The following is a 24,110-nucleotide window of genomic DNA, read 5'->3' on the forward strand; positions in this document are numbered from 1 at the left end:
TCGTATCCCGCTAATAATCAAACCTGTCATGGGCGCATTCTTGTTCGCTAAGCAAGCTTAGCGAACCTCAGAACACCATAATAAACGCGTATTAAACTGCTTTGTGGCTAAACAAGCTTAGTCTAAAAAGCTGTTATCTTGAGCCAGCATGACTTGATACATAGGTTGAAAATTACCCCAAGTGACTAAGTCAGACCCATTAAATTGACGGGTTTTTGTGGCAATATCATGGCCAATCAACTTAAGTTCACCTGCCGCTTGTGCCAGTAATTGGCTATGACAACAACTGTCTAGCATAACAAAGTTGGCCGTGGCCGCATCAACTGACTTCCCTACGGTCAATAAACCATGATTTTGTAAAATCACCGCCGCATGGCCTTGCAGCGCCTCAGCAATCATGTCGCCTTCAGACACCTCGGCAACCACACCGGTAAAGGTATCAAACACACTGTGGTTGTCATAAAACATGCAAGCATCTTGTGAAATCGGTTTCAGTAATTCACCTAATGCCGAAAACGCACGACCATAAGTGGTATGGGCATGGGCTACCGCATTCACGTCTGGGCGCGCATGATGAATACGTGAATGAATCGCAAACGCGGCATTATTAATCGGGTGCTTACCCTCCAAAATTTGACCTTTATGGTCAACACGTACTAAGTCTGATGCCCTAATTTTAGAAAAATGCACCGCCAAAGGGTTTACCCAAAATGAATCGGGATCAATACAATCACGCAAGGTAATGTGGCCCGCCAAACCTTCATCGAATCGATAATGAGCAAACACTCTAAATGCAGCGGCTAGGCGCTGTTTTTCAAATTGTTGTTGCTGTTGTTTGCTGTCAAATTTTGGCGGTAACGGCATCGGATACTTATCGGTGCCAATGGTCATTTTTTTAATTTGTTGGGCTTGTTGTGCTTCGTGTTCGTCGTGTGAAATGGTCATCTTGAGTCTGCTTATATTGGTTTAGTTTGACTTTAATTTAACCAAGCCTAAAATAAATTCAAATGATACTAACTTATAGATAACTATTAATATGCTGCATAATAAGATTGATTTGAATCTATTTCTGGTCATGGTCACGGTTTATCAGCAAGGGAGTATTACTGCCGCAGCCACTAAGTTGCACTTAACCCAACCTGCGGTGAGCCATGCTATCGCCCGCTTACGCAGCAAATTTAACGACCCATTATTTGTCCGTCATGGCCGTAAAATGGTGCCAACAGCCTTGTGCCAAAAAATCATTCCCGATGTGCTGCAAGCGATTAATTTACTTAATAACACCGTCAGCCAACCTGCCACATTTGATATTCAGCAGCATAAACGGGAAATAAAACTCGGTTTAAGAGATATTTTAGAGTCGATGTTTTTCCCAATATTGGTGCCAGACTTACTCAAAAACACCCCTAACCTCACCATAAACAGTCGTCAAATTAAGCGGACAGAACTTGAACCCTCATTGGCTCAGCAAAGCTTAGATATTGTTATCGACGTGCTGATGCCAACCCATAAAGACATACGCAGTAGCTTAATTTGTCATGAAGGTTTTTCGCTTATTTGCCGCAAAGATCACCCCATACTGCAACAGCTAACCCTGGAACATTACGCTAAAGCGTCACATGCGTTAGTCAGCTTAAAAGACTTTACCATCGACACCGTCGACATGGCATTAGCCACCCAAGGGATCACCCGCAATATTGCCTTGCGCTGCGAGCACTACTTTGCCGCCATTAACGTTGTTAGCCAGTCAGACATGATAATGACCATGCCCAACAGCTATGCCATGTTGCTGCAACAATCTATGCCTATTGTGGTGTCACCCTTGCCATTTGACGTACCCGATTTAGCCGTACACATGTATTGGCATAAACAAGCTGAAGAAGATCCAGTAAATCAGTGGATAAGAACTAAACTGCTTAATATCTCAACGCAGTTGTTCTAGTGGTCTTTAAAATAACAAATAGAATAACAATAAAAATAATCACCCATAAAACAATCACCCATAAAAACCCTTTTTTAATCTAGCTCCGTTTACACACATAACAGACCAAGATTAGCGGTTTAAAAAATAGCATAAAGCGAACTATTAGCGGAGTCATCAATGAACAGACCATTACTTATTAGTATTCTCTCGGGCGTATTATTCACCTTAACCGCAGCCAGCAGTTTATCGACACTGCAAGCGGCTGAGTTAAGTTTCGCCCATATTGAAACAGAAGGAACCAGCACCATAGAAGCCCCGGCAGATATGGCCATCATCAATGTCCAAGTATCAATAGAAGCGGATAGTGCCAAAGCGGCTAAAGACAAAGCCGACGATGCCGTCAGCCAATTTATGCAGCGATTACTCAACGCGGGTATCGACAAAAAGCACATTCAAAGTGCTAATTTACAGCTCAATCCACAATACAGTTATGTGCAAAATGAACCACGAAAATTGACCGGCTATAGCGCAAATCGTCAAATGACGGTAACCGTAATGGACCTCAACAGCTTAAATGAATTACTCGATAGCGCTTTGGTTGAAGGGATTAATAACGTTAATAATATCGAGCTGAAATCCAGCCAAGAAGCACAAATCATTGCCCAAGCTCGCCAAGCCGCCATTAACGATGCCAAGCAAAAAGCCCAATCGCTCGCCAAAGGCTTTGGCGAACAAATCGCTGGCGTATGGCAAGTAAGGTACTTTCCACAGCAATCACATCAGCCTGAAATGTACCGTGCCAGCATGAAAATGAATGCTGATGTGGCGCAAACCTATCAACAAGGTCAAGTGACGATTAGCGACAGAATCGAAGTGGTATTTAGACTCAAATAGTCATACTGCCGGAAGTCGCTAAAGGCAATGTGCCAGAGCTTATCGCTACGCTGGCACATTACCTTGCAGCCAAGCAACAAAACCAATGGTGATAAGCATCCGTTAGGGTAACTGAACGAGTCTACTCTTTAAAACAGAGCAGCTTGGTGGATTAACACAGTATATTTCACCTCAGATCGGATAATAAACAGTTATCAAACAGCCCTTTGTACGGCTAACTTCATTATATTTATTGGCAATAGGATCGTCCAGAATCATAAACAATGGCAATAAACATTCACTTTTATCTGTAAAAATAACAAGCTCAAACAAGTAATAACCTTATATTTATTAAGGTTTTATTATAAAAATTTCATTTAATTGCCACAAAAATGATCTGAGTCACATATGGATCTCGCTCCTCAAACTAAACTTAATGAATTGAATGTGACTGTGGATGCGAGAAAAAGGTTATCAAGATTAATCTGCATTACTGACATAAAAACCACTATAGGCATACTCCATTTACGCTGTTGTACCCTAATGATGTCCTACTCGTCGCATCCTCAAAGGCATTAAGACTTAGCCAGTGACTCCGAAAAATTAAAAGGCCTTGCAATGATTGATATCACTATCGACGGCACAACGCTATCGCTTCCCCAGACAAACAACTTGTTAAAGGCAGCCATTGACGCCGGTATTAATATACCTAGCTTATGTGACTTCTCCCACAATCAAGAGAAGCAGCACTGTAATTTATGCCAAGTACAAATAAAAAACCATGATGGCAGTTTACGGTGTGTTCGTGCCTGTGAGACACCGCTGGAAGCCGGTTTAGATGTGATTACCAAGTCGAGCTATTTAAGCAAAATTCGTCAACAGGCACTCAAAGATATTCTTAGCGATCATTTTGCTGATTGTGAAGCCCCTTGCCAAACTGCCTGTCCAGCCGGCGTTGACGTGCAGTCGTATCTGTATCATATCGGCAGAGGCGATCATAAAGAAGCTGTCAAGGTCATTAAAAAAACCTTGCCTTTGCCACTGTCCATTGGTCGTGTTTGTCCGGCATTTTGTGAAGCAGAATGCCGTCGTGGACTGGTTGACGAACCCGTGGCTATTCGCCAACTCAAACGTCATGCAGCCGATCTGGATTTACATGATTTGGAATCTTATGTTCCGCCAAAAGCACCCGCTACCAATAAGCGCATTGCGATTATCGGCAGTGGCCCTGCGGGATTAACCGCGGGTTATTATCTGTCTAATAATGGTCACGATGTGACCATTATGGAATCTGCACCTAAAGCTGGGGGCTGGTTACGTTATGGCATCCCAGAGTATCGCTTACCTAAAGATATTCTTGATAAAGAAATTGAACTGCTCACCCGTAACGGACTTAAGATCCAAACCGGAGTGGCACTGGGTCGTGATACCAATTTAACCGAATTAGTGGCCAATTATGATGCAGTTTGCCTTGCTATTGGGGCACAAAAAGCCGTACCAATGAACTACCCTGGCAGTGATTTAAAGGGCTGTTATTTAGGTGTAGATTATTTGCGCGATTATTGCACCGACAAAAAACTTATCACAGGTAAAAAAGTAGCCGTGATCGGTGGCGGTAACACGGCTATCGATTGCGCCCGTACCGCGGTCCGAGATGGCGCTGATGTGAGCTTAATTTATCGCCGTAGCCGTGATGAAATGCCAGCAGAACCCTATGAAATACATGAAGCCGAAGTGGAAGGGGTTAAGTTTCATTTTCTCACCAATCCAATTGAAAACCACAGTGATAGCCAAGGCCAAGTGAAATCAGTCACGTTTGCTAAAATGGCGCTGGGTGAACCCGATGCTTCGGGCCGACGCTCTCCCAAGGCTACAGGCGAAACGTTTGAGGAAGAATTTGATACCGTCATTCCCGCGGTATCTCAACAAGTGGATTTAGCCTTTTTAGACCAGCCAGAAAATCAGATAGACAGTGGTCACATTGCCCTTACTCGCTGGCATACTTTCCTTGGCTGCGAACAGACCATGTCTGCCGGGGTGGAAAAGTTATTTGTTATCGGTGATTCACGCACCGGCCCCTCGACCGCTGTGGCTGCGGTTGCCGATGGCCGAAAAGCCGCTGAGGCCATTGAGGGATTATTAACTGAAGGGTTAACTTGCCATTTAGAACCCGCAGCGTTTAACTCGATAAAAGCCAAGAAAACGTCTTCATTGTCTGCTGAATTATACCCTGACACGGCCAAACGTCCACGCTTGAAAATGCCAGAATTAAACCAGTTAAGTCGAGCGCTTAACTTTGCCGAAGTCGAGCTAGGATTCATTCCCGATGCCGCAATGAAAGAAGCTATTCGTTGCCTAGAATGTGCTTGCCAAGCCAATACAGATTGTCAGTTACGCGACTATGCCACCGAATATAAAGTAGACGGTAAAGCACTTGATCAGAGTCAGGCACGTAAATTTAAAGTCGATAACAGTGCGCCTTTTATTACCTTTGATGCCAATCGCTGCATCAGTTGCGCCGCTTGTGTTGAAGCCTGCCATCAACAAAGTGGTCATAACGTTATCAGCTTTGAACCCAATAGTTATCAAGCGCTGCCAAATGCGACCGCTGCCATTAGCCGCAATGCCCCTCGTGTCGGCTTCACGGTTTCAATGAGTGACAGCGATTGTGTTCAATGTGGTAACTGTGTTCAAGTCTGTCCAACTGGCGCCTTGGTTGATGCCAGAGATAAGACCCAAGGCCGTGATATAGCGTTAACCAAAACCTCAACGGTGTGCACCTATTGTGGTGTCGGTTGCCGTGTTGAACTGCATGTTGACCAAAGCAAGAATCACGTTATGCGGGTAACCGGTGACAGTCATTCGCTGGTAAATGAAGGCATGTTGTGTGTAAAGGGCCGCTCTGGCTTTGACTTTTTGAACAGTCCTAAACGCCTGACTACGCCATTAATTCGCAAAAATGGTCAGCTCCAACCGGCCAGTTGGGCTGAAGCCTTAGGCTATATAGCAGAGCAACTTCAACCGATTAAAGATGCTGCGGGCCCAAGTAAGTTCGCCGCATTGTCATCGGCTAAATGCACCAATGAAGAAAACTATTTAATGCAAAAGTTCACCCGTAGCATTATGGGTACCAATAGCATAGATCACTGCGCTAGACTGTGTCATTCATCGTCGGTTGCAGGCTTATCCGATACCATTGGCGGCGGGGCCATGACCAATGATATTCCCAGTATTAAAGATTCAGATGTCATTTTTATCATCGGCTCCGATACGACCACTGCCCACCCGATTATCGCCTCGCATATCAAAAGAGCGGTCAATCAACATGGCGCGCGCTTAATCGTCGCGGACCCAAAGAAAACCACTATCGCAGACAGTGCCAATTTATATGTATCACATAAACCTGGCACAGATGTGATGCTACTCAATGCCATCATGCAACAAATTATCATCCATGATTGGCAAGACATGGAATACATCAACAAGCGTATTGAAGACTATCAATTGCTAAAGCAAGAAGTGATGAAGCCTGATTATAATTTAGTCAATGCGGCGTTAATCACTGGGGTGAGCGCCGAAGACATTGCCGCCATGGCAAAAATGATCGGCACCGCTAACAAAACCGCCTTGTATTATGCAATGGGAATTACCCAACATACTTCAGGTTATGACAATGTCGTGTCCACTTCTAACTTACAGTTACTGTGCGGCAACATCGGCGTAAGCGGCGCGGGACTGAATCCATTACGCGGCCAAAGCAATGTTCAAGGCGCTTGTGATATGGGGGCGTTACCCGACTTTTATCCCGGTTACCAGAAAAACAATAATCCCGTCAATAACGCTAAATTTGCCAACGCATGGGGAAATACTTCGCTGCCGTCAGAACCAGGACTGGCGGCGACTGAAATCATGCAGGCTATTGTTAAAGGCAAACTAGATGCACTTTATGTATTGGGTGAAAATCCGGTACTAAGCGATCCGGATCAAGCCCATGTGATAGCAGCACTGTCAAAAATCAACTTTATGATTGTGCAAGATATCTTTTTAACCGAAACCGCCCAGATGGCCCATGTGGTATTACCCGCAACCGCCTTTGCGGAAAAAGATGGCCATTTCACTAACACCGAACGTCGAGTACAACAGTTACGCGTGGCATTAACGCCACCGGGTGAGGCGATTGTAGACTGGAAAATTATCCAAATGATTGCCAACACTCTTGGTGCCGATTGGCACTACCACAGCACAAAAGATATTTGGCAAGAAATTAACCAGCTCACGCCACAATATCAGGGCCTGACTTGGCAACGACTTGAACACAAGGTAGATGGTTTACAGTGGCCATGTTTTGATGAAAACCATCCTGGCACACCGATTTTGCATACCGAGACGTTTTTGCGCGGCAAAGGTAGAATGATCCCGGTGAGTTATCGTCTGCCCGCCGAAATGCCAGATAGCGAGTATCCATTAATCCTGTCAACAGGTCGCTTGCTGGAGCAATTCCATACCGGCACCATGACACGCAAAACACCTGAACTCGATATTAAAGGTTCACCCAGAGTAATGATTTCTGTTTATGATGCAGAGCAGTTAGGCGTGGGTAACGGTGATATGTTAAAACTCAGTACCCGCCGAGGTGAAATAGAAATAGCCGCCTTTGTGACTAAACGAGCCCAAGTAGGGGTATTATTTTTACCCTTCCACTTTGCCGAAGCCGCAGCCAATAAACTGACCATCAATGCATTGGATCCTATCGCTAAGATCCCCGAGTTTAAAGTGTGTGCCGTTAAAGCTGAAAAGTCACTGCAACCAAGCACTATGGTCTAGGTCTAACCGCACGTGTCTTAGCGCCGTCCGCCCTAGCAGCGAAGCTGTCCCTGCGGTGACGAGCGATATCGGGCGAAAGAGCCTAGAGCGCTACGCTGCTAGGACGCTTCGCGGCTAGAGGCTATAAAATCTTAGCAGCGAAGCTGTCCCTAGCAGCGAAGCGATACTAGCAGGACGCAGTCCGCCCTAGCAGTGACGAAGTCACGCCCTAGCAGCGAAGCGACTCTAGCAGGACGCAGGCATGATTGCTTAGCGCAACAATAACAATGGAATATGACTTTTACTGATCATCCGTGTCGTATTGCTGCCTACAAAAAATTCACGAATACGTGAATGACCATAAGCACCCATGACCATTAAATCAATTTGGTTTGCTAGTTGGTAAGCTTCAAGGGCGATTTGCACCTCTCCCTGACAAACCGCTGTTGTCACCTCAAAACCTGCCTCGGTAAGAGATTGTGCAACCAAGGTCAATTCGGTCATTGCTTGAGATTGATGGTCAGATGCCATCACCAAATGGCATTCGAGCCCTTCAAGTAGTGGACTGCTTACCACTCGATTAAGGACTGTTTTAGAGGTCTCACTGCCATCGTAGGCAATCATAAAACGTGTTGGTATTTGAAACTCAGCCATGACAACTAAAATAGGCTGTTTAAGAGTTCGAATAACACTTTCTAAATGAGTTCCAATCGCCTGCGCCTGATCTTGATGTTGCTCTCCTTGACGCCCGATAACCACGAGTCTGGCATCGGATTCTTGCTCTAGCAGCGTTTCAACCAAATCCCCATGCCGCTGTAGCGTTTCAACCACAACTAAAGGTTGTGCGTCAATAATGCGTGTTTTGGCATCTTGAAGCATATATTTGCCTTGTTCGAGTGCAAGCTTGCTCATACGCCCTTCAAGTTCAACCATTTCAGCAAGTAGATGTTCTCGGCTACCAAGGCCAATATTTCCCGACAGGTTTAACTCTGTAGGATAGCCCGATTTATCCAATACATGTAGTAAGGTTACCGGGGCATCTAACTGCATGGCCGCCCATCCACTGGCATCGGATACGGCGAGTGTGGCTTTTGAACCATCGATACAGGCAATCACATTTGTCATCATTATTATCCTTTTATGCTGTTGCTATGGGCTTAGTGACCAGACATTATGTTTTCAACGTCTTCAGGCTTATCATGCACACCAAATTTATCCACAATGGTCGCACTTGCTTCGTTAAGACCAATCAATTCAACCTCAGTCCCCTCTCGGCGGAATTTAATCACCACCTTATCGAGTGCAGATACGGCAGTAATATCCCAAAAATGTGCTTGAGATAAATCAATGGTGACCTTATCGACCACTTCTCTGAAATCAAATGAATCAACAAATTTTTCAGCTGAGGCAAAAAATACCTGTCCGACAATTTGATAATGACGCTCAGCTTCGGCTGTCGTCGAGGTGCTCTTAACAACCATGAAACGGCCAACTTTATTGGCAAAGAATAGCGACGCGAGTAACACGCCAACAAATACTCCAATGGCTAAATTATGGGTTGCCACGACAACAACTACTGTGGCGACCATCACAAGGTTAGTCGATAAAGGATGATGTTTAAGATTACGAATAGAATCCCAAGAGAAGGTTCCTATAGACACCATGATCATCACGGCAACGAGTGCGGCCATAGGGATCATTTTTAACCATTCACCCAAAAATACGATTAACACTAATAGGAAAATACCCGCTGAAAAGGTCGACAAACGTCCACGACCGCCAGATTTAACATTGATAATTGATTGACCGATCATGGCACAACCCGCCATTCCGCCCAGTAAACCGGCACCGATATTGGCAATACCCTGCCCTTTACATTCGCGGTTTTTATCGCTTGGCGTATCGGTTAAGTCATCAACAATGGTGGCAGTCATCATCGATTCTAATAAACCAACAACAGCCAGTCCTGCAGAATAAGGAAAGATAATCATCAAGGTTTCAAACGTTAACGGCACATCAGGCCAAAGGAAAATAGGTAACGTATCAGGAAGTTGCCCCATATCACCGACAGTACGGATATCTAAACCAATAAATGCAGCAAACACAGTTAGCGCGACAATACAGACTAAAGGCGAAGGCAGCGATTTACCAATCACAGGAATTAATGGAAATAAGTAAATGATACCCAGGCCTGCTGCTGTCATGGCGTACACATGCCAAGTCACATCAGTGAGTTCAGGCAACTGAGCCATAAAGATTAAAATGGCTAACGCATTCACAAAACCCGTCACCACCGACCGCGAGACAAAACGCATCAAACTGCCAAGCTTTAAGTAACCTGCCGCAATTTGGAGTATGCCCGTCAATAGAGTCGCTGCTAATAAATACTCAAGACCTTGTTCTTTAACTAAGGTCACCATCAATAGTGCCATTGCACCCGTGGCAGCAGAAATCATTCCCGGACGACCACCCGTAAAAGAAATCACCACAGCGATACAGAACGAAGCGTACAAGCCAACCTTAGGATCAACCCCAGCAATAATAGAAAAGGCAATCGCCTCAGGAATTAACGCTAGCGCAACGACAATACCGGCTAACAGATCTCCACGGATGTTCGAGAACCACTCTTTTTTCATGCTTTGTATCATGTATTTTACTCTGTTTAAATTTTGGCCAATATATCAACAACATAAGCTAACGCTCGATCTATATCTGCGTGTCACCAGTGAAATTAACTCATTAATACGACAAAATGATATTGGATAATGAGATACGACAAAAACTACCAAGAAGGCAGCGATTACGGACGGATCTAAGCGATCCAAATAGGGAAGGAAATACTAATGCGGCTAGTGCTCATTAATGAAAAAAACCTCGCTATTTTGGTGTTAATTAGGTTTAACATTAATTACACAAGCACTCTATAAAAAGCGCTGGCGGCAGTATAAAGGGTTGTTTAACCAAAATCAAAGAGCGTAAAAGTAACCTTGCAGACGCTTTTACTAAATGACTGTCTCGTCAGGGCTGTATAAAGTGCCACAAGATATTGATAGCTCAGGTCTAGTTTCATTGAGACAGATGTTGCAAATCGATAGAAAATGATAGTAAGAAAAGCTTTAACCCAGTTTTAGATTTACCATAACAAACTAACCAAACCAATTAGTCTCGCCGATTAATTGTTGCGAGACTAGTATGTAGTCTATCAATAAAGCGCTTAGTATTTAGAAGGCTCACGCATCGTTGCCGCTACTCAATGATCTCCATTTAAGAGAGAGGCGACTTCTGAATAGTTTTCTTTTATGTCTAACAATAGCGCACCTGCATAATGGCTATCTTTAAATGTAGGCTAAACAAGTTTGCATCCGATGACCCATGTACCCGCGTTCGTCATCTGATTATCTAAGGTATTGAAACAGGTAGAATTAGCAATAAATTCTTTAACAAAGCTTCTGATTTTTATTGATTAAAAACCATAACGTTCGGACGTAAAATAAATAATCTCAGCTTCACAGGTTTGAAACACGGCCTCAATTTTTTGAGTTTTTTCATTAATCAGTCGATATGCAAATTGATGCGTTAAACGCTTTTTTTCAATAGGATCGTTTTGAGCATCTAATTCAACTAAATGTACTGATATTAACGTCTTGGGTTCATTTTCAGCATTAGCCTGAGCGCTTACATTTGCTGATAACACAAATGTAGCAGCACACAATAATAATTGACTGCCGAACAATGTTGAATTGAAAACCACGTTAACTCTCCTTGTCGATAAAACAAAACAACTTAAATCGCATAGCGCTATTAACTCAAGCATAATGTAATAATCATGCTATATCTGCAGAAGGGTAAGCGGTAAAGCATTAGGTCGTTAGTGCCTTAAAACCGCATCTTCATCAGGGATTTAAAAACTAACCAACCCTGCGCTAAACTTGCCATTTTGCTCAATTATCGGTACTTTTAACCCTATTGAAAGACCTAAAAATAATAACAAAGGATTACGGATGGGAAACATACTTTGGGTGGCCTCTTACCCTAAATCGGGTAATACCTGGGTGCGTGCATTTTTAGAAAACTACATTCAAAATCAAGATCTGCCCATAGACATCAATACCATGCACACCATTTCGACAGCAGAATCGGCGGCGCATCGTTATCAAGCTTATTTACCAAAAGGTAAAACCGCCACCACCGAGCTTACGTTAGAAGAAGTCAGTCTACTGCGGCCAAAGGTTCAAGCCGATATTGCTCAGCAAGCTAATGGCACTACGTTTGTAAAAACCCACAACTACTTAGGCGAATATAACGGCCAGCCACTGCATAATTCTACTGTCACATCAGGAGCCATCTATGTGGTTCGTAACCCGTTAGATGTGGCAATTTCAATGGCTAATTACTTTGGTTACAGCATCGACGAGGCCATTGCTTATATGGCAGAAGAAATGACGGGTACCCCAAATGAAGTACCGCATGTGCCGCAAATTATTACCTCTTGGTCTATGCATGTATCTAGTTGGACAGCCGATGATGCCTCAAAGTTGATTTTACGTTATGAAGATATTTTGGATGACCCCAAAAAAGCCTTCAGAAAAGTTGAGTCATTTTTGGGGTTGAAAAAAGATCCTCTACGGTTAAAAAATGCCATTAAGCATTGCTCTTTTGCGCAATTAAAAGCCCAAGAAACCAAACGCGGCTTTGTGGAAAAACACGAAAATGCCAATGCTTTTTTTAGAAATGGCGCCAAACATCAGTGGAAAACAAAACTCACCGCTGAACAAGTGCAAAAAATTGTCGACACTCATTATGAACAAATGAAGCGCTTTAAGTATTTACCTGGGGGCAAGTAGCCTTATTGAATAAATGGCGCTTGAAACAACTGACCTTTAAAATAAGTCACTCTTTCGCGCAATCGCGCCGATAAAAAATGTCCTATGCCATCAGCCATAGGACATTTTTATTGGATGTTATTTAGGGTATCGAAGTGATTAATTGTATTTACGCGCTTAACTGGGTTTACGGTAAGCCATGATCAGCAGCACTACACCGGTGAGTAGAAACGGTAAGCTTAACCACTGGCCGGCACTGAGTATCGACTCATGGTAGGCCGCTTGACTCACTTTAACGCTTTCAATAGCAATACGGGCGCTAAAGACTGACACTAAAAACACACCAAAAATCGCACCGTGTTTTTGCTTCATGTTGGTATATTTATAAATGGCGTATAAGCCAATAAATATCAATAAATAAGCAAACGATTCATACAACTGTGCAGGGTGGCGCGGTAACATATCAATACGCTTAAAAATAATTCCCCATGGCAGAGTCGTTGGTTCGCCCAAAATCTCTGAATTAGCAAAGTTGGCTAAACGGACAAAAAAGCCAAATATCGCAGTGGCGATCGCTAAACGATCAAGCAAAAACAAAAACGGTAACTTCACTTTGCGTTGGTAGTAATACAAGCCTATTATCGCCCCGAGCCCACCACCATGGCTGGCGAGTCCGCCTTCCCAAATTGCAAAAATTTTCAGCGGATGAGCAAAGTAATAACTCGGATCGTAGAAAATGCAATGGGCTAAACGCGCACCAACAATAATGCCCACCACACAATAAACCAATAGGTTATCGAGTGATTCAATATCTAAGCCTTCTTTTGTGTAAATTCGCTTCATCACCTGAAAACCAGTCGCAATCGCTAACGCAAATAACGCCCCATACCAATGAACCTTTAACCCCATAAAAGAGATCAATACAGGGTCAAGATCCCAAATGATGTGTTCCAAATTACCTACTCCAGTTAATGCTGTGTTTTATCGCATTATGCTAAAACAACTTTGCTGCAGATGATACCCAGATACGCTGCACAAGAGAAAGTTTCATTAACTAATAAACATACTGCGGCTAAATAAGGTAACATTTAGCGCTTATTGACCGTGTGCCAAATGAATGTGTAGAGTTATCTAATGATTGCTGATAAGACCGAATACCATATTGATATAACAGAGCATGGTACTGATGCCATTAATTTGCTGGCGCAAACCAGTGGCTTAAGCAAACAAGTGTTAAAAGGTGCCATGCAAAAAGGTGCCATTTGGCACAGTCACGGCAAGCAAACCAATCGTATTCGACGCGCAAAAAAGCCTCTGCAACCCGGTGACAAACTACACCTTTATTACAATCAATACATTTTAGACGAACAGGTTGCACCGGCAGAGTTACTGTTTGATGAAGGTGAATACAGCATTTGGTACAAACCTTATGGTATGCGTTGCCAAGGCTCAAAGTGGAGCGACCACAGCACCATTAATCGCTATGCAGAGTTGCATTTACAACCGCAACGTAATGCCTTTATTATCCATCGCCTTGACCGCGCAGCAACCGGTTTATTGCTGCTTGGTCACAGTAAAAAAACCACCGCTGCTATCACTCAGTTATTTCAAAGCCGCGCACTGGAAAAATATTATCAAGTGATTGTCGAAGGCGAGTTTCCTAGCCAACCCATTAGCATTGATAGCCCAGTCGATAATAAACCAGCACTGTCACATGCGACTCGTCTGGTCCATAATCCAGTGCTTAATCAATCAAAGGTGCAGGTAAAAATAGACACTGGCCGTAAACATCAAATTCGTATTCACATGGCTAGCCTTGGTCATCCAGTGGTGGGGGATCGTTTACATGGTCATGGTGACGAGCATTCACCTGATCTGGCACTGACATCGTGTTTTTTTCGCTTTGTTTGCCCTGTCAGTAACACCCTAAAAACCTTTGAATTACCCGAGCATTACCGTCCAGCGTTTATCGTCACCTAAGCAATAGCAATGTGATTCATAACCACAATCATTGTTCATCAACAGTCATGGAACCACACACTATGCGTCACATTATCATGTTACTTTGCCTTACTTTCAGCCAATGGAGCATAGCCGCCAGTTTACAACTGCCCGACAGTACTGAAACGGTAGTCGTTAACGGTAAGGCCTCTGAGCAATCTAGCGTGAAACTCGACTTAACCCTGCCGGGTGGCATGCAACAGATAGCCTTTCGCTATCAAGCCCGTTACCGCGATAATGGCCGTCAAGATAACTTTATCTCTGACGTCGTTATCTTACGCTTTCAGGCCGAAGAACAAACCTATCAGTTAACCCTTCCGGCCATTAACTCAGCCTCAGACGCCAATCAATTTAATGCTCAACCCGCTTTAGGGTTAATCGATCAAACAGGCAAAACCATGGCGTTTACCCAAGATAAACTGATGAAATCTGGCTTACAAATTGGACGGGATTTTGCCCAAGAAATTGCTCAGTATAATGCCTCTGATGCCATAGCTGCTATCGCACCGAATACAGCCATAATCAGAAGATTAGCAACAGCAGCCCCAGCCATGGCAATAGCAAGCGAACAGGGCTCCCAAGTAATGAGCAATTCCGCAGTTCCATTGGTTAAAAAGCCTGAAGATATAACCCAAGCAGAAGTCAGTAGAATGCTAGATTATTGGTATCAAAAAGCGAATAACCACACCCAAGCCGAGTTTAAAGCTAAAATAAATCAATAATGATAGATTGTTATAAATCGAGTGTTGAGTTTAGATAGCTTGAATTTAGATAGCTTGAATTTAGATAGCCACAAACATATCGATGATAATCGATTGGTTAGGAAATATATCGAAATATTATTAGTGCTAATGTCAAAAATTAGCACCCGCCTGTAGTTAAAGAATTAAAAAACGAATATCCGCTTTATCGAATTAAGCCACAAGGTAATAATTGATAATAATGACTGCATTGTCGGAATCGCTGCCGTTGGTTACCCCAGCGCTAAAGTCAGTAAGATACTTTGAAGCCCCTTATGTGGATATATCCTCAAGAGTATTTAGAATCAATTAAGACAATCAATTAAGATAATCAATTAAAAATCAATTAAGATAATCACCTAGGCTTGCTTACATACCATATCTCCAGCTTTAGACACGCTTAATTATCTAATAAATAGTCAGTCGGCTTTGTAGACCTCTTTTATATCGATTATTTATAGAAAAAATAGTCCACGGTTAGCCACATGGTCACTGTTTTTTTCTTCAAATTTACAACATACATTTTATCAACATTCATGTTCTACAAAATACATTTAGGCTCAACGTCTTGGCTGGTGAACCTTTGCTATCGATTCATTTCAATGAATTAAAATCATGTCAACCTTGTTATTGAGTTGTTAAATTGATGATGCCGCTGTCATCGCACTGCTATACTCCAATTTACACTATTAAAAGCCTTGAGGTACTCTTTGTCTGAGCTAATTAACTATAAGCATTTGCGTTACTTCTGGGCTGTTGCACATGAAGGAAGTATAGCCAAGGCAAGTAAAAGCTTACATATAACACCCCATACTATTAGCGGACAACTCTCTTTATTAGAGGCTCGCATGGGCTGCGCATTGTTTGAAAAACAAGGGCGAAACTTGGTTTTAACGGAACCCGGTAGAACAGCGCTGAAATACGCTGATGACATTTTCAAATTAGGTCATGAACTCAGTAGTGTAATGCGAAGTTCTGCTTCATGTAACCAGACTGATTTTATGGTCGGTGTGGCAAGCTCTTTACCTAAAACGATTGTATGCAAAATTATTGAGCCCGCATTTCTCATACCTGATGGCATCAACCTGATAAGTACAGAGGGCCCAGTTTCAGGACTATTGGCTGATCTATCCATGCACAAATTGGACATGGTTATCAGTGATGCGCCGACTAACACAACCCAGGGAACCAGCGTTTTTAATCATTACCTTGGTGAGTCTGGATTAACCTTTTTTGGGGTTCCTGAACTCAAAAAACGATTAGCACCGAACTTTCCAAAATCACTTCATCATGCTCCAATTTTATTGCCTACAGAACAATTTGGAATACGGCAGTTATTTGATCAGTGGATTCATAGCCAAAAAATATTTCCTGATGTCGTGGGCCAATTTGATGACAGTGCCTTAATAAAGTCATTTGGACAACGAGGTCTTGGGGTCTTTTTTATGCCTACAGCGATAGCAGATGAAGTATGTCAGAACTTTGGTGTTCAAGTTATTGGGCAAACTAATGAGGTGAAACATAGGTTTTATGCGATTTCGGCTGAACGTAAAATCAGTCACCCTGCGGTTTTGGCCATTTGTAAGACGGCAAGGACCTCTATATTCTCTGATTGAGCTGCACATGTGTAAAGCATATCCCTGCTTTAATGCTCCTATTTTATCGATAAATTCTACTTAAAATGTCGTTTTATTCGACTGTTAATTAATCCCCCTGTGGTTAACAATCTAGGCTTATAAATACACCTGAAATTGACCTAGGTATTAAGAAACAATGAAACGTCTTAATGAGGGAAATGAAGCGCCGCGTGCACAGCGCACCTTTAGTTTTCGCTCGGTGATCAGCTGGGCGTTCTTGATCCGAGTCGTCTTTTTCAGCATTTTTTGGGCATTACTGGTGCGTTGGCAACAAAGTTCGCTGGGGGTAGGCATTGTTTTTATTACCATTGTGAGCCTGCTCAGCCTCTATTTGGCACAAGGAATACAGCAGAAAAATCAGTGGCTAAGAAGCCCTCTCAATCTATTATCCTTTCTACAATACTTCATTGTACAGTCCTTACTTGGCGGGTGGACTATCGCAAAGCTGGCACTTACCGCTAAGCCTAACCTTGCACCTGGTTTTATAACGTATTACACCAATTTGGCAAACGAGTCCCAAGTTTTGACCTTTATGCAAGTCTTAAGTTTGTTGCCTGGTACGGTAAGCGCCAAGCAGAATGGTCCGGTGATCACCATTCATGTGATGAATATGAACGAATTTGATCATGCCGAAATCGACGATTGCCAATTGCGCATAAGCAAGCTTTTAGGTACTCCCGTTCAACCATTCGGTGAGGAGAAAAAATGATGACCTTTTTATTAATAGTCGCCCTAGCGTTGGCCATTTTATTGCTATTGAGTCTGCTGCGTTTATTGCGCGCGCCAAGTTACGCCGATTGCCTTTTGATAACACAGTTGGTGGGAACTATCGGTGTGGCTGTACTCGCGCTATTGTCAGTTATTCAAAATCAGCCTTATCTGCTCGATGTCGCCTTGGTACTTGCGTTGCTAACGTCAATGACGATTGTAACCTTTACACAACTTCGAGGAACACCTCAATGAATATAGCTGACAGCTTCAGTTTAATATTTTGCCTAGTAGGTCTTTTCTTCTTCTTTGCTGGCACGGTCGGCTTAATCCGGTTCCCGAACGTATTAAGTCGCTTACATGCCATAACAAAAGCCGACAATCTGGGTCTTGGGTTAATCGTAATAGGGCTATTACCACAGTTATCTTCGCCTACTGATGCATTGAAATTAATACTCATTTGGGGATTAGTCATTTTTTCAAGCGCAGCCTGTAGCTATTTGATCGCATCTCAAGTGATTGAGGAGCAATCGCCGCCGCATTCAGTTGAGGATAAATCATGAACCTTATGACAATTTTCGATGCACTGTTAATACTAAGCATCCTCACGCTTGGCTGGATGAGTATCTTTTCGATATCTCTGTTTCGCTGTATCGTATTTTTTGTTTGTTTAGGGCTTTTAGCCACCATTGTTTGGGGACAGCTCGGGGCATTCGACGTAGCTATTGCCGAAGCCGCTATTGGTGCAGGAATTACCGGCGCTCTGCTGCTGGCGGCATGGAACCGTATTCGGCCTAGCCATACAAAGGAAGTCGACCCAGGCCCTGCTTCGGCGAAGATCAACCCATCGGATACTAAAGAACATGTTTAATAAAATAGATATTGAATATGCAGGAGCCGCAGTCGATCAAAATGCATCAAACTTGATTGCCTCACTATTGGTCGCCGGGCTTTTATTTGTACTGATTCTAATAGTACTTAGCTATGACGCCCATTACGCCGGGTTAGAACCCTTAGTGACGCAGAGTATCGACCTCAGTGGTGTGACGAATCCAGTTACCGCAGTGTTACTCAATTTTCGCGCTTACGACACCTTGCTTGAAATCGCAGTGCTGCTGGTTGTAGTCATTGCTGTTCTGCCTATTAACGATCGTCATGCATCGTTCTTTAAACGCACCGTGGAAACAAAAAACAACCTTGTTCTATCGGCACTGCAGCGCTGGATTACGCCTGCAATAGTGCTCTTTGCCGGTTATCTACTTTGGGCTGGTGCTTCTCAGCCTGGTGGAGCATTTCAGGCTGGCGCTTTGTTAGCAGGCGCTAGCGTGCTGCTTTTCCAAAGTAACACTTATCACGTCAACTACACGTCTATCATGGCACGCATTTTGTTGACCATTGGTTTGGCCGTCTTTGTCATCATAGGCACAGGGCTAATTTGGTTTGAAGGCGGCTTGCTTGCTTATCCATTAGCATTTTCAGGCATGCTTATACTCCTTATAGAGGCATGCGCTACCGTGTCGATAGCGCTTGCGCTAGCGTCGCTCTATAGCAGCCTTATTGATACTGCATATTCCACTGTCAGTAACATTACACATAGGCCTGCAAAATGACTTCCACATTACTTTACAGCCTTGCTGGTTTAGGTTTATTTGCTATTGGTCTTTTTGGCGTTGTTGTTGCTAGCCATGTGATGCGAAAAATACTGGCGTTAAATGTAATGGGCGTGGGTATCTTTATGTTCTTAATTGCATTGGCCAAGCACAGTCCAAATGTGTTCGACCCAGTGCCTCACGCCATGGTATTGACAGGCATTGTCATCGCCGTAGCAGGAACCGCACTGGCGCTTAACCTGATGGTTCGAATTCATAATATGGATGAGCCTAGCCAAGAGAAACCCAAGTTATGAATAGCCTAACCTCATCGCTGTTCTTACCGGCCATCGTATTTTTGCCGCTAGTGGCATCGATAATGGCGTTTCTGATAAGTCGAAATAGGCAGCAAGGCCGTATCAATGTGTATTTTGCCATTTTGCAGTTTTTGGTGGTTATTTTAATGACCATTCTGTTTTTAAATGAGCAGACTTATCAAAGCGACCGCTATGTGATTGGTGGGTGGGGAGCACCTCTTGGCATTGACCTAGTCGTCGATGGCTTTTCAATCCTGATGATCGCGCTTACTGGATTGCTTACGCTCTTAATAACGATCTATAGCGCATCGTATTTTTCAGAAAATTATCCTTCAGCTGAAAAAGGCGTGCGTTTTTGGCCTCTATGGTGGCTATTAATCTCAGGGCTCAATGCGCTATTCGTGTCAGGAGATGCTTTTAATATTTATGTCTGCCTAGAAATTATTGGACTTTCTGCCGCTGCATTGGTCGCTCTGCAAGGCACTAGAGCGGCTTTAATAGCCGCGTTACGATATTTGTTAGTCGGTCTATTAGGTTCACTGTTCTATCTGTTGGCCATTGTAATTCTCTATCGTAGTCATGGAACGCTAGATCTCATGCAAATCGCAGCCAGTACGGATAATGGACTGCCTGATAAAGTCGCGATGATACTTATCACTATTGGACTGCTGCTCAAGATAGCCTTATTTCCGCTGCACTTTTGGTTACCCCAAGCACACGCAAACGCCCCAACACCAGTGAGCGCAATACTTTCTGCGCTAGTAGTTAAAGCTTCACTTTATATATTGATAAAATTTTGGTTTGACGTATTAGGTGAAACGACGACTTTTGGCGCTTCCCAGGTATTGGGGGCATTGGGTGGTGCTGCAATTATTTATGGGTCATGGAGCGCATTTCGTGCCACGCAGTTAAAGGTTCTTATTGCCTATTCTACAGTCGCCCAACTTGGCTACATTTTTTTATTGTTTCCGTTAAGTGAGTATTCCATTGGTGTTAACTCGTTTTCGGGTTCAGCATCACAGGCAGCCATTTATTTCATCGTCGCACATGCATGCGCAAAGGCGGCGATGTTTTTATCGGCAGGTAATTTGATCCTATCACAAGGTAACGGCGAGATTGCTCAACTCAAGGGTATCGCGATGCGCGAACCGCTTAATGTTTTAGTGTTTGCGATCGCGGGGATCAGTCTAATTGGCTTACCACCAAGTGCGGGCTTTATCGCCAAATGGTTACTACTGACAACGTCTATCGAGAGTGGTCTATGGTGGTGGGTGATCGTAGTGATTGCAGGTGGTCTCTTAGGGGCTATGTATTTGTTCAAAATATTAAGTGTGGCGTTTTCTGGCAACACAGTTGATGCAGAGCCAGCCTACCAGCAACCGAAAGAAAAAGTCTCCGGAGTAATGACCACGGTCGCACTGATACTTGCATTGATTACCTTAGTGTTAGGTTTCAACTCAGAGTTTATTCTTAATATCAGCAATACAACAAGCGAGGTCATTGGCATATGAACCTAAGCGCACTATTACCCGCATTGATTGTAATGTGTCCAATTTTGGTGGGCTTTGCTGTGATGGCGACGCCGGAGCACAAAACTACCTTGCGTCGAAGCCTAAATATTGGCGGCGCACTGATCACACTCAGTCTAATAGCCATGCTGTTATCAGGTGTATCCAATGGCTTAGATTTTGAAACGCGTCTGCCACTATTACCCAATATTGATTTTGTACTCCATGGCGACTCACTGTCACTTCTCTTTGTCAGTTTGTCTGGATTCTTATGGTTATTTACCACTATCTACGCCATCGGCTATTTTAAAAACACACTTAATCGAAGCCGATTTTTTGCCTTCTTTAGCTTATGTGTAGGCGCGACAATTGGATTAGCGCTTGCAGGCAATTTAGTGACGTTTTTGATCTTTTACGAACTACTCACACTCGTTACCTATCCGTTGATTGCTCATAAAGGGAACGCGGCATCAATCAAAGCCGCACGGATCTATCTTGTTTATACCATGATTGGCGGCGCATTGCTTTTAACCGGCGTGGTATGGCTAAAAGTGATAGCAGGACCTCTCGACTTCACGTCAACCGGGGTGTTGGAGGGAGTACCAGGCCTAGATAGAACACATTTACAGATAATTTTTGTACTACTTATTACGGGGTTAGGCGTTAAAGCAGCGCTGTTTCCATTGCATGGCTGGTTGCCTATCTCGATGGCCGCCCCTGCACCGGTCAGTGCCTTGTTGCATGCCGTTGCGGTCGTCAAAGCCGGCGCATTTGGTATTGTGCGAGTCGTTTACGATATTTACGGTGTTGAATTTACCAGAGACTTGGGGCTGACCATTTTACTGGCAGCTATCGCCGGGTTTACCATTATCTACGGCTCTATTCGTGCCTTGAGTCAAGATGATCTAAAAAGACGACTAGCCTACTCAACGGTAAGTCAGGTGTCGTATATCGCACTCGGAACGGCAATTGCGGGGCCAATTGCGACTATTGGTGGCCTTATTCATCTGGTTCATCAAGGGTTAATGAAAATCACGCTGTTTTTCTGTGCGGGTAATCTCGCCGAAACGATTGGCGTTCACAAGATTAGCCAAATGAACGGCGCAGGCAAGCGCATGCCGCTTACCATGGCGGCGTTTACCATCGCTTCGTTTGGTATGATCGGCGTGCCTCCAATCGCAGGCTTTGTTTCAAAATGGTATTTAGGTGTCGGCGCACTGGAGGCAGAGGCCTATTGGGTTCTCGGTGTTCTGGCCATAAGCAGTCTGTTGAACGCCGCTTATTTCTTGCCAATAATTCACGCTGTTTGGTTCAAAGAGCAAGATCAGCCGTGGCCAAAAAAATCACCAACATTAAGGTTAGAAGCGCATTGGATGCTGCTTTTACCCCCTTTGGTTACCGCTTTTTGTGCATTCTCTGTGGGGCTATTTGCGTCTTCGTCTTTCAGTCCACTCGCGTGGTCGTCGTTAATCGCGGCGCGGGAATACCAATCAATCCTCCCAGACATTTCTGGCATAGTGCCTAAGTACAGCACCGGCCATCTTTGGATTTTGATTTTACCCAGTCTCTTGCTAACAGCCATGGCGTTTAAGAAATTACGAGATAGGGTGATCCTATTGACGCCTCTTGCACCACTGCCTGCATTGGCCGCGGCGCTATTTATCGTTAATGAAGATATAGTTGAACACTCTTTTCTACTATTGACCGCTGCGATTTGGTTTATTGCAGCTCTCTATGCCCAAGCTTATATGGCTATGGATAAGAAACGAAACCGATTTTACCTGTTCTTTCTACTGACGATGGTGGGCAACTTCGGCGTGGTGTTATCTCAGGAAATATCATCATTTATTACCTTTTTCGCTCTGATGAGTTTCTCTGCCTACCCACTGATCCTCCATTCAGAAAGTGACGAGGCAAAATCGGCGGCGACTACCTATATAAGATGGGTAATATTTGGAGAAATAGTCTTATTTCTCGCATTAGTTGGCAGGACTTATTACGATCAATTCGGGGGCGACCCGCTACCTATCGTGTGGGTATCCGCATTGTTGATTATCGGTTTTGGCGTTAAAGCTGGCCTTGCAACCTTGCATGTATGGCTACCCAAAGCTCACCCCGTTGCCCCCATCCCAGCCAGTGCATTGCTCAGTGCAGTCATGGTGAAAGTAGGTTTGTTAGGTTGGATACGTTTTCTCCCGTTGGGTGATGAAGCTATAAATGTGCTGGCACAACCTATGATGGCACTTGGTTTTGCTGCGGCATTCTTGGCGGCTATTTATGGTGCACTCCAAGACAACCCCAAAACCGTATTAGCGTATTCAACCATTAGTCAGCTCGGCATTATTGTTGCCAGTATTGGCTTTGCCTTAGCATTCCCTGACAGCTGGGTGCTATTGTTGCCCGCCGTAGTGCTGTTCGCTATGCATCATGGGTTTGCCAAGGCGACCTTGTTTTTTAGCGTTGGACTGAGTTCAGCACTAAAACCAACCAGTAAACTTGCCCCCTACTTATGGCTGCTGGTATTCATTCCCGCCCTATCATTAATCGGCGTACCCTTTAGCAGTGGAGCATTGGCAAAGGTATCGCTTAAAGATGCAACGTCAAGCTGGCCATTGTTCTCGACGCTTCTGATCATTTCAGCCATTGGTACTTCATTGCTAATGGTGCGATTTATCGAACTAATGAGAAAACAGGCCACCTTAAGTACACCCCGCGCGACACCATGTTGGGGGCTTATCTTGCCAACTGCGCTTTCAGCCTTTATGTGTGTAGGCTACTTTTATACAAGTTCATTTTTTGAATTTAACAGTTACCACGCGATTGTATCAACCCTAAGTTGGTCTGCGCTTTGGCCTGTTTTTGCTGGGGTGTTGGTTATGTTAGCCACTGCAAAACTGCGCGCCAAGATACCCACTCCACCCGCGGGTGATTTATTAGTCATCTATCGAGAAGTTGCACGGTTACTCGATAAAAGCATAAGAATAACAGTCGCTTTGAGTAACATAATTGCGCGCTATTTAAGTATTCTTGGTGACCACTCAAAAGTATGGGCGCTATCCATGCCAACCCGTTTAAGTAAGCAATTATCGATCGAGACTCCAGGCATGGTCATGGTCGTCATTTTAACCGCGCTACTTTATTCATTTCTAACCTAACCCGATGCGTCTAATCAACAGCAGGAGATAAA

The 24,110-nt window shown here is 43.9% G+C and carries 20 protein-coding genes; 15 read left to right on the forward strand and 5 right to left on the reverse strand.

The genetic code is table 11. The annotated features are described in order from the left end of the window. Nucleotides 1–117: 117 nt before the first annotated feature. Entirely contained in the window at nucleotides 118–945 is an 828-nt protein-coding gene (locus CXF80_RS09715) for a class II aldolase/adducin family protein (protein WP_101032682.1), read from the reverse strand. 91 nt (nucleotides 946–1,036) lie between these two features. Here CXF80_RS09715 and CXF80_RS09720 point away from each other — a divergent pair, with 91 nt between their 5' ends. From CXF80_RS09720 to fdhF, 3 genes are all read left to right on the forward strand, one after another. Then, the gene (locus tag CXF80_RS09720) at nucleotides 1,037–1,942 is read left to right on the forward strand and encodes a LysR family transcriptional regulator (RefSeq protein WP_101032683.1); all 906 of its coding nucleotides are present in this window, start codon (nucleotides 1,037–1,039) and stop codon (nucleotides 1,940–1,942) included. A 159-nt stretch (nucleotides 1,943–2,101) separates the two neighbouring features. Next, nucleotides 2,102–2,818 (forward strand): oxidative stress defense protein, encoded by a 717-nt coding sequence (locus CXF80_RS09725; protein ID WP_101032684.1) that lies wholly within the window; start codon nucleotides 2,102–2,104, stop codon nucleotides 2,816–2,818. A gap of 597 nt (nucleotides 2,819–3,415) precedes the next feature. Then, nucleotides 3,416–7,621 carry a formate dehydrogenase subunit alpha gene (gene fdhF, locus CXF80_RS09730; RefSeq protein ID WP_101032685.1) on the forward strand — a complete coding sequence of 1,402 codons (4,206 nt, stop codon included), beginning with the start codon at nucleotides 3,416–3,418 and terminating at the stop codon, nucleotides 7,619–7,621. Between the two features lie 249 nt (nucleotides 7,622–7,870). On the opposite strand, the gene CXF80_RS09735 is transcribed toward fdhF, so the two are convergent. The 3 genes from CXF80_RS09735 to CXF80_RS09745 form a co-directional block, all read right to left on the reverse strand. Next, a complete protein-coding gene (locus CXF80_RS09735) occupies nucleotides 7,871–8,728 on the reverse strand; it encodes a universal stress protein (RefSeq protein WP_232772075.1) in 858 nt (285 codons plus the stop codon). A gap of 29 nt (nucleotides 8,729–8,757) precedes the next feature. Next, the gene (locus tag CXF80_RS09740) at nucleotides 8,758–10,248 is read right to left on the reverse strand and encodes a SulP family inorganic anion transporter (RefSeq protein ID WP_101032687.1); all 1,491 of its coding nucleotides are present in this window, start codon (nucleotides 10,246–10,248) and stop codon (nucleotides 8,758–8,760) included. 815 nt (nucleotides 10,249–11,063) lie between these two features. Then, the gene (locus CXF80_RS09745) at nucleotides 11,064–11,351 is read right to left on the reverse strand and encodes a hypothetical protein (RefSeq protein WP_101032688.1); all 288 of its coding nucleotides are present in this window, start codon (nucleotides 11,349–11,351) and stop codon (nucleotides 11,064–11,066) included. A 250-nt stretch (nucleotides 11,352–11,601) separates the two neighbouring features. Here CXF80_RS09745 and CXF80_RS09750 point away from each other — a divergent pair, with 250 nt between their 5' ends. After that, nucleotides 11,602–12,444, forward strand: a complete 843-nt coding sequence (locus CXF80_RS09750) for a sulfotransferase domain-containing protein (RefSeq protein ID WP_101032689.1) — start codon at nucleotides 11,602–11,604, stop codon at nucleotides 12,442–12,444. 156 nt (nucleotides 12,445–12,600) lie between these two features. Here the strand turns inward: CXF80_RS09750 and lgt are convergent, their stop codons facing one another. Further along, nucleotides 12,601–13,377, reverse strand: a complete 777-nt coding sequence (lgt, locus tag CXF80_RS09755; protein WP_101032690.1) for a prolipoprotein diacylglyceryl transferase — start codon at nucleotides 13,375–13,377, stop codon at nucleotides 12,601–12,603. Between the two features lie 180 nt (nucleotides 13,378–13,557). Here lgt and CXF80_RS09760 point away from each other — a divergent pair, with 180 nt between their 5' ends. The 11 genes from CXF80_RS09760 (at nucleotide 13,558) to CXF80_RS09810 (ending at nucleotide 24,078) form a co-directional block, all read left to right on the forward strand. Then, on the forward strand, nucleotides 13,558–14,403 hold the full coding sequence (locus tag CXF80_RS09760) for a pseudouridine synthase family protein (RefSeq protein ID WP_101032691.1): 846 nt from the start codon (nucleotides 13,558–13,560) through the stop codon (nucleotides 14,401–14,403). A 62-nt stretch (nucleotides 14,404–14,465) separates the two neighbouring features. Continuing rightward, complete coding sequence (locus CXF80_RS09765; RefSeq protein WP_157822209.1) at nucleotides 14,466–15,146, forward strand: DUF2057 domain-containing protein; 681 nt, start codon at nucleotides 14,466–14,468, stop codon at nucleotides 15,144–15,146. Between the two features lie 728 nt (nucleotides 15,147–15,874). After that, nucleotides 15,875–16,780, forward strand: coding sequence for a transcriptional activator NhaR (gene nhaR / locus CXF80_RS09770; RefSeq protein ID WP_101032693.1), 906 nt, complete (start codon nucleotides 15,875–15,877; stop codon nucleotides 16,778–16,780). 157 nt (nucleotides 16,781–16,937) lie between these two features. Beyond that, nucleotides 16,938–17,510, forward strand: a complete 573-nt coding sequence (locus CXF80_RS09775) for a Na+/H+ antiporter subunit E (protein WP_101032694.1) — start codon at nucleotides 16,938–16,940, stop codon at nucleotides 17,508–17,510. After that, on the forward strand, nucleotides 17,507–17,764 hold the full coding sequence (locus tag CXF80_RS09780; RefSeq protein WP_101032695.1) for a monovalent cation/H+ antiporter complex subunit F: 258 nt from the start codon (nucleotides 17,507–17,509) through the stop codon (nucleotides 17,762–17,764). Before CXF80_RS09775 ends, CXF80_RS09780 begins: the two co-directional genes overlap by 4 nt. Continuing rightward, nucleotides 17,761–18,072 carry a cation:proton antiporter gene (locus tag CXF80_RS09785; protein ID WP_101032696.1) on the forward strand — a complete coding sequence of 104 codons (312 nt, stop codon included), beginning with the start codon at nucleotides 17,761–17,763 and terminating at the stop codon, nucleotides 18,070–18,072. The genes CXF80_RS09780 and CXF80_RS09785 overlap by 4 nt, the downstream gene beginning before the upstream one ends. Continuing rightward, on the forward strand, nucleotides 18,069–18,380 hold the full coding sequence (locus tag CXF80_RS09790) for a hydrogenase subunit MbhD domain-containing protein (protein WP_101032697.1): 312 nt from the start codon (nucleotides 18,069–18,071) through the stop codon (nucleotides 18,378–18,380). The genes CXF80_RS09785 and CXF80_RS09790 overlap by 4 nt, the downstream gene beginning before the upstream one ends. Continuing rightward, complete coding sequence (gene mbhE, locus CXF80_RS09795) at nucleotides 18,373–19,119, forward strand: hydrogen gas-evolving membrane-bound hydrogenase subunit E (protein ID WP_101032698.1); 747 nt, start codon at nucleotides 18,373–18,375, stop codon at nucleotides 19,117–19,119. Before CXF80_RS09790 ends, mbhE begins: the two co-directional genes overlap by 8 nt. Continuing rightward, nucleotides 19,116–19,415, forward strand: a complete 300-nt coding sequence (locus CXF80_RS09800) for an NADH-quinone oxidoreductase subunit K (protein ID WP_101032699.1) — start codon at nucleotides 19,116–19,118, stop codon at nucleotides 19,413–19,415. The genes mbhE and CXF80_RS09800 overlap by 4 nt, the downstream gene beginning before the upstream one ends. Further along, entirely contained in the window at nucleotides 19,412–20,926 is a 1,515-nt protein-coding gene (locus CXF80_RS09805) for a complex I subunit 5 family protein (protein ID WP_101032700.1), read from the forward strand. Before CXF80_RS09800 ends, CXF80_RS09805 begins: the two co-directional genes overlap by 4 nt. Continuing rightward, entirely contained in the window at nucleotides 20,923–24,078 is a 3,156-nt protein-coding gene (locus CXF80_RS09810; RefSeq protein WP_101032701.1) for a complex I subunit 5 family protein, read from the forward strand. The genes CXF80_RS09805 and CXF80_RS09810 overlap by 4 nt, the downstream gene beginning before the upstream one ends. Nucleotides 24,079–24,110: the final 32 nt, after the last annotated feature.

The organism is Shewanella sp. Actino-trap-3 (assembly GCF_002836275.1).
Lineage (GTDB): Bacteria > Pseudomonadota > Gammaproteobacteria > Enterobacterales > Shewanellaceae > Shewanella > Shewanella psychromarinicola.